The sequence below is a fragment of the Deinococcus rhizophilus genome (genome assembly GCF_030271215.1).
GTDB classification, from domain to species: Bacteria; Deinococcota; Deinococci; order Deinococcales; family Deinococcaceae; genus Deinococcus; species Deinococcus rhizophilus.
In genome coordinates this window covers 1-1,017 of record NZ_JASNGB010000338.1, presented here as the reverse complement: position 1 = coordinate 1,017, position 1,017 = coordinate 1, and the positions used below count along the sequence as shown (strand labels likewise).

Annotated in this window: 1 protein-coding gene; it reads left to right on the top strand. The window is 78.0% G+C overall.

All coding sequences use genetic code 11. The features are described from left to right. Nucleotides 1-780: 780 nt before the first annotated feature. Nucleotides 781-1,017: hypothetical protein (locus QOL99_RS17205; protein ID WP_285525625.1), on the top strand; the 237-nt coding region annotated here is incomplete at its 3' end.

The following is a 1,017-nucleotide window of genomic DNA, read 5'->3' as shown; positions in this document are numbered from 1 at the left end:
GGAGGCGGGCGCGACCCTGCGCGGCACGCTGGCGGGCGGCACCCTGGCGCTGAACCTGAACCGGACGCCAGACGACTGGGCGGTCACGGGCCGGGTCGACATCCCCGACCTGGGGCCGCTGGCAGGCACCGACGGGCGGGTCAGCGGCAGTGTGAGCGGCACCCTGCGCGAGCTGCGGCTGGACACCGAGGGCGAGGTCGCGGGCGTGACCTTCCGCGCCCCGGCGACCTATGCGGGCGGGGTGCTGCGGGTGCAGGGCGGGGCGGGCACGCTGCCGAACGGGCTGGGCACCTTCCGGGCGAGCGGCCCCGCTTTTCCGGAACTGCGCCTCAGCGCGAAGGCCACCCTGCAAGGCGCCCTCCCCGGCGAGTACACCGGGCAGGTGCTGGGGTCGCTGGGCAAGCCCGACGTGCGGGTGCAGGGGGCCCTCAGCGGCGGGGTGGGTGGCCTGCAGGCCCCGGGCACCCGCGTCACCGCGCGGCTGTTCGGGCGCGACTGGAAGGCCGAACTCGGCGGCGAGGCCCTGGCCGGAACCCTGCGCGGGCGGCTGGGGTCGGGGGCACTGGCGGGCCTGCAAACGGCCCGGCTGACTGTCCNGGTGGCCTGCAGGCCCCGGGCACCCGCGTCACCGCGCGGCTGTTCGGGCGCGACTGGAAGGCCGAACTCGGCGGCGAGGCCCTGGCCGGAACCCTGCGCGGGCGGCTGGGGTCGGGGGCACTGGCGGGCCTGCAAACGGCCCGGCTGACTGTCCACGCCCCCTACGTCGCCGGGGACACCCGCGTGCGGCTGGACGGGGTGACGGGCTGGAATGCCCGCACCGGCTGGCTGGGCGACCTGCGGGCCACGGGCACGGTGCCGGGTGGAGCGCTTGGCGCCCGGCTGACCGGGGCCGGACCGCTCGCGCTGGCGGCGAGTGTCGGCCCGGCGCGGGTGACCGGGAGCTTTCCCGCCGATCTTCCGCTGCGGCCCGGCGGCACGCTCGACCTCGCGGCGCTGGACGTGGGTGCCCTGTGGGAG